The sequence below is a fragment of the Cellulomonas fimi genome (assembly GCF_028527925.1).
Taxonomy (GTDB): Bacteria; Actinomycetota; Actinomycetes; order Actinomycetales; family Cellulomonadaceae; genus Cellulomonas; species Cellulomonas fimi_C.
In genome coordinates this window covers 1-654 of record NZ_JAPESW010000157.1, presented here as the reverse complement: position 1 = coordinate 654, position 654 = coordinate 1, and the positions used below count along the sequence as shown (strand labels likewise).

General features: G+C 71.1%; 1 protein-coding gene. It reads right to left on the bottom strand.

Features of this window, described 5'->3' with window-relative positions:
* Positions 1-24: 24 nt before the first annotated feature.
* The coding region (locus OMK64_RS20245) for an ABC transporter permease (RefSeq protein WP_272730151.1) at positions 25-654 on the bottom strand (630 nt) is incomplete at its 5' end.

The window sequence follows — 654 nt, the reverse complement described above, 5'->3', positions numbered from 1 at the left end:
TCACGGTCGGTCAGGGTCGTCGGCTCAGCCACGGCGTGCCGTCCTTCGCTGCAGGGCGTCCAGCAGGACCAGGACGACGACGGCGACGACGAGCAGCAGGACCGCGACGCTCGCGGCGCCGACCGGGTCCTGGGACTCGATGAGCTTGAGGATGTAGGCCGACGACACCTGCGTCTTCCCGATGAGGTTGGCCGAGATGAGGATGACGGACCCGAACTCGCCGAGCGCCCGCGCGAAGCTGAGCGCGGCGCCGGACACGATGGCCGGCGCGATCGTCGGGAGCACGATGCGGCGGAACGTCGTCGCTCCGCTCGCCCCGAGGGATGCCGCGGCCTCCTCGACGTCGCGCTCCATGTCGAGGAGCACGGGCTGCACGGACCGGACGACGAACGGCAGCGTGACGAACAGGAGCGCCAGGACGACACCGGCCTGCGTGCCGACGAGGTTGACGCCGAACGGGCCCTGCGGGCCGTAGAGCGAGATGAGGACCAGGCCGGCGACGATCGTCGGCAGCGCGAACGGCACGTCGATGACGACCTCGACGGCGCGCTTGCCCCAGAAGTCGTCCCGCACGAGGACCCACGCGACGAGCGTGCCGATCACGGCGTTGACCGCCGTGACGAGCAGCGCGGCGCCGACGGTGAAGCGGATCGT